Consider the following 4672-nt stretch of genomic DNA (forward strand, 5'->3'; position numbering starts at 1 on the left):
TAGCTCAGTTGGTAGAGCGCTTCGTTTACACCGAAGATGTCGGGGGTTCGAGCCCCTCACCGCCCACCATTCCCTCCGAAGTCTAACGATATTAAAGGCTTGTGTCTCGTTGCGCGGCCGCGCTCAGACTCTGTTCGCGCATGGCTCTATGATATGCGCGCCACGATGCTACCTTTCCCTCAACCACAGGAAAGGAGCGCTCCGATGAGCTGGAACCCCGCCCTCGACCCCGAAATTCCGATCGGCGACGCCGTCGACGCCATTGAGACCGTCATCGCGCCGCGGGCGCGTGACCTCGGCGGATTCGAGGTACGCCGCGCGCTGCCGTCCGCCGCGCGGCAGATGATCGGCCCCTTCATCTTCTTCGACCAGATCGGCCCGGTGGAATTCCTCTCGGGCCAGCGTGGCATCGATATTCGCCCGCATCCGCATATCGGCCTCGCAACCGTGACCTACCTTCTTCAGGGCCGCCTGCATCACCGCGATTCGCTGGGCACCGATCAATGGATCACGCCGGGGGCGGTGAACTGGATGAATGCGGGCTACGGCATCACCCATTCCGAGCGCACCGACGGCAAGGTCCGCGACACCGGCCAGCATCTCGCGGGCATCCAGACTTGGGTCGCGCTGCCCGAGGAACAGGAAGAGGGGCAGGCGGCGTTCAAACATGTGGGCGCCGAGGCGCTTCCCGAACTGCAGGCCGAGGGCAAGACCGTTCGGCTGGTGCTGGGCGATGCCTGGGGCGCGCATGCGCCGATCGATCTGCCCTCCGAGATGTTCTACGCCGACGCAAATCTCGATCCCGGCGCGCAGCTCCCGCTGCCCGACAATCACGAGGATCGCGGCGTTTACGTGCTGCAGGGCTCCGTCACCGTGGCGAGCGAGACCTATGAGGAAGGCCGGATGCTCGTTTTCCGCCCCGGCGACCGGGTCTCATTGAAGGCGGGCGGGCAGGGCGCGCGGCTGATCGTGCTGGGCGGCGCGACCATGGGCGGGCCGCGTTATATCTGGTGGAACTTCGTGGCCTCCTCGCGCGACAAGATCGACGCCGCGAAAGAGGCATGGCGCGCGGGCGACTGGGCGCACGGCCGTTTCCAGCTGCCGCCTGCCGACGATGCGGAGTTCATTCCCGCGCCGGAGCGGTGATTGCAGCCGTTGAAGAGGGGGCACTGCCCCCGACCTTCGGTCTCCCCCGGGATATTTCTGCCAAGAGGAAGCAGAAAGCGCATCTCATCGGGGCGCGTGCGGGCGCGATAAATAAGGGTCGCGGGCGCGCACTGAGGAGCCGCGATTTGCTTGCCCGAACGGCAGGTGAAAATTCGTCGGTTTTTTGCTCTCAGGCCGCTTGACGGGGGCAGGTCGCCCGCGTAATACCCTCCCCACGCTCGGACGGCGATCCGGGCAGATGATGCGAGCGGTTGTAGCTCAGTTGGTTAGAGTACCGGCCTGTCACGCCGGGGGTCGCGGGTTCGAGCCCCGTCAACCGCGCCATCATCCGGATCGCCCCGAGCGCAGATGCGCGGTTGTAGCTCAGTTGGTTAGAGTACCGGCCTGTCACGCCGGGGGTCGCGGGTTCGAGCCCCGTCAACCGCGCCACTTTCCCCTCCTTTACGGTAAAGTTGCGTTTGTGAAACGCGCATCTGTCGCTTATATCCGGGCGAAGTTTCGGGAGGAGCGCATGCGCTGGATCAAACAGGTTTTCGACCACATCACCCTGCTACAGGCGGTGCTTTTCGCAGCGCTGCTCGGTCTCGCGCCATTCACCCCAGAGCCACATATCTGGGAAAAGCTGAAGATGTTGGTGGCGGGCACGCTGGTGCGTCCGATCGACTGGTTCGATCTGGTGATGCACGGGCTGCCGTGGATCGTGCTGGCGGTGAAGCTGGCACAATGGGTGAAGACGGGACAGACCGGGAAATCCGGTAGAGGTGCGCAATGAAAGACGACATGGACGCCAAGGGGCTGATCGAGACGATGGGCGCGGCCGCGCGCGCGGCGAGCGCGGAGCTGGCCTTTGCCAGCGCCGAGGTGAAGCAAAAGGCGCTGGAAGCGGCCGCCGATGCGGTGCTCGCGCGCAAGGGCGAGATCATCACCGCCAATGGCGAGGATATGGCCTACGGTGCCGAGAAGGGGCTGAGCCCCGCGATGATGGACCGGCTGATGCTGGACGACGCGCGGATCGAGGCGATCGCCAAGGGGCTGCGGGCGGTGGCGGCTCAGCGCGATCCGGTGGGCGACACGATCGCGGAATGGGACATGCCTTCGGGGCTGCATATCAAGCGCGTGCGTACGCCGCTTGGCGTGATCGGCGTGATCTATGAATCGCGGCCCAACGTGACCGCGGATGCGGGCGCGCTGTGCCTGAAATCGGGCAATGCGGTGATCCTGCGCGGCGGTTCGGAGAGCTTCCATTCCAGCCGCGCCATTCACGCCTGCCTGCTCGAAGGTCTGCGTGCCGCGGGTCTGCCCGAAGCGGCGGTCCAGCTGGTGCCGACCCGTGACCGCGCCGCCGTGGCCGAGATGCTGCGCGCGACCGAATTCATCGACGTAATCGTGCCGCGCGGGGGCAAGGGGCTCGTCGGGCTGGTGCAGGCCGAAGCCCGCGTGCCGGTCTTCGCCCATCTCGAGGGCATCTGTCATATCTATGCCGACGGGGCCGCCGATCTGGAACAGGCGCGGGCCGTGGTGGTGAACGCCAAGACCCGGCGCACCGGGATTTGCGGTGCGATGGAATGTCTGCTGATCGACCGCGCGTTCTGGGAAACCCATGGCGGCGTGCTGATCGAGGATTTGCTCAAGGCTGGCGTCGAGGTGCGCGGCACCGGCGATCTGCTGCAAATCGAGGGCGTCACCGAGGCGAGCGCGGAAGATTTCGGGCGCGAATTCCTCGATATGATCTGCGCGGCGAAGATCGTCGATGGCGTGGATGGCGCGATCGAACATATCCGCCGCTATGGCAGCCAGCACACGGAATCGATCCTGACCGAGAATGACGCCGCCGCCGACCGCTTCTTCGAGCGGCTCGACAGCGCGATCCTGATGCGCAACGCCTCGACCCAGTTCGCCGATGGCGGCGAGTTCGGGATGGGCGCAGAGATCGGGATCGCGACCGGCAAGATGCATGCGCGCGGGCCGGTGGGTGCCGAGCAACTGACGTCGTTCAAATATCTTGTGACGGGGCATGGCACGGTGCGCCCCTAAGACGCACCGAACATCCCTGAGCGCTCAGAACGCGATCGTGCCGCCCTCGGTGTCGACCGACCAGTCGAGCCTGCGACCCTGCCGCGCTGCCTCGCGCGGCAGCATCGCGAATTGCACCCGCGCGGGCGTCAGTTCCATCTGGGCCCCGTCGAGCACGGCGAAAAACTCCCGGTCAGGCCGCGCTTTCTCGGACCGCGCGGTGATCATCCAGCCATCGCCGCAGGGCAACGCGCGCAGCGTGCCACCGAAGGGCAGCGCGGTCTCCAGGCAGAGCATCGCGAGAAACGCCAGCTTCACCTCGGCGCGCGGCGCATCGCCCGGCACTTTCCACTCGTAGTCCAGACGGCTCTGCGCCGATAATTCGCCCAACAAACCGGAGACTTCCGCCTCGCCAAGCTGCTGTTCAGCGCCTGCCCGCCCGAAAGCCACCCGGAAGAACTTGACGCGCGCATTCGCCGCCGCCACGCTTTGGGCGATCAACTCGACCTCGGGCCCGGGCGCATCGCTCGTCATGGTGAGCAATTCGACCCCATTGCCGATCGCCCCGATCGGGCTGATAAGGTCATGACACAGGCGCGAGCCCACAAGGGCGGTCAAATCATCGTCGTCCGTACCGGCATTGGCGGTTTCGAATGGCATTAAACTCTCCAATAGGTGAAATGTGATCTATGAAATTCTCGAACCCGGCATGCTGGTCAGAAACCCGGCCCAGCCCGACTGGGGCACCGGACAGGTGCAATCGCGTATCGGCGAAAAAGTGACGGTAAATTTCGAGCATCAAGGCAAGCTTGTCCTGGACGGGCGGCGGGTCGCGCTGGAATTGGTTTTCTCTGAACAAAGTTGACGAATGGTTAACAGCTTCGTGAGGTCGTGTGGGAAACCTTCAACCTTGGGATGTGGCGATTGAACCCTCCGTGATGCGCCGATGACACGGCGCGCACCGCGCGATATTGCCAATCCGGGCGCGGCTTTCTAAACCGGGCCATCGACGATCGGCAGGAGGACGCCCGTGATCGACAGCGCCGCATTCGAAATCAGGCTGGCCCGTGATGTCGCCGATCTCGTGGCGTCGCAGCGGCTCCGTTACCGCGTTTTCGTCGAAGAGCTCGGCGGCGGCGGTGAGACGGTCGATCACGAAAATCGTCTCGAAAGCGACCGGCTCGATCCCGTCTACGATCACCTGCTGCTGGTCGATCCGGCACGCGCGGAAGGCGAGCATGTGGTGGGGGCCTATCGGCTGCTGCCCTCGGATCGGCTGGAACGGGCGGGGCAGTTTTATTGCGACAGCGAATATGACCTCGCGCCGCTGATCGGCACGGGGCGCAAGCTCTTGGAGCTGGGCCGCTCCTGCGTCGATCCGGACTATCGCGGCGGGGCGGCGATGCTGCTTCTGTGGAACGCGCTCGCCGATTATGTGCTGGCCCATGACATCGAGATTCTCTTCGGCGTGGCCTCCTTCCACGGCACCGAT

The 4672-nt window shown here is 64.9% G+C and carries 6 protein-coding genes and 2 tRNA genes; 7 read left to right on the plus strand and 1 reads right to left on the minus strand.

Annotation, left to right across the window (positions count from 1 at the left end; all coding sequences use genetic code 11):
- The first annotated feature begins 204 nt into the window (after positions 1-204).
- From B3D39_RS09620 to B3D39_RS09640, 5 genes are all read left to right on the plus strand, one after another.
- Positions 205-1146, plus strand: a complete 942-nt coding sequence (locus B3D39_RS09620; RefSeq protein WP_274963903.1) for a pirin family protein — start codon at positions 205-207, stop codon at positions 1144-1146.
- A 268-nt stretch (positions 1147-1414) separates the two neighbouring features.
- Positions 1415-1491: transfer RNA gene (locus tag B3D39_RS09625), tRNA-Asp, on the plus strand.
- A gap of 28 nt (positions 1492-1519) precedes the next feature.
- Positions 1520-1596, plus strand: a tRNA-Asp gene (locus B3D39_RS09630).
- Between the two features lie 82 nt (positions 1597-1678).
- Positions 1679-1939 (plus strand): RND transporter, encoded by a 261-nt coding sequence (locus B3D39_RS09635; protein WP_078541348.1) that lies wholly within the window; start codon positions 1679-1681, stop codon positions 1937-1939.
- Positions 1936-3201, plus strand: coding sequence for a glutamate-5-semialdehyde dehydrogenase (locus B3D39_RS09640; protein ID WP_286789629.1), 1266 nt, complete (start codon positions 1936-1938; stop codon positions 3199-3201). The genes B3D39_RS09635 and B3D39_RS09640 overlap by 4 nt, the downstream gene beginning before the upstream one ends.
- A gap of 24 nt (positions 3202-3225) precedes the next feature.
- On the opposite strand, the gene B3D39_RS09645 is transcribed toward B3D39_RS09640, so the two are convergent.
- Positions 3226-3840 carry a histidine phosphotransferase family protein gene (locus B3D39_RS09645; protein WP_286789630.1) on the minus strand — a complete coding sequence of 205 codons (615 nt, stop codon included), beginning with the start codon at positions 3838-3840 and terminating at the stop codon, positions 3226-3228.
- A 25-nt stretch (positions 3841-3865) separates the two neighbouring features.
- Here B3D39_RS09645 and B3D39_RS09650 point away from each other — a divergent pair, with 25 nt between their 5' ends.
- Positions 3866-4045, plus strand: coding sequence for a DUF3553 domain-containing protein (locus tag B3D39_RS09650; RefSeq protein WP_093477165.1), 180 nt, complete (start codon positions 3866-3868; stop codon positions 4043-4045).
- 165 nt (positions 4046-4210) lie between these two features.
- A partial coding sequence (locus tag B3D39_RS09655) for a GNAT family N-acetyltransferase (RefSeq protein ID WP_286789631.1) occupies positions 4211-4672 on the plus strand: 462 nt, incomplete at its 3' end.

The sequence above is a fragment of the Thioclava sp. UBA3469 genome (genome assembly GCF_002378135.1).
Taxonomy (GTDB): domain Bacteria; phylum Pseudomonadota; class Alphaproteobacteria; order Rhodobacterales; family Rhodobacteraceae; genus Thioclava; species Thioclava sediminum.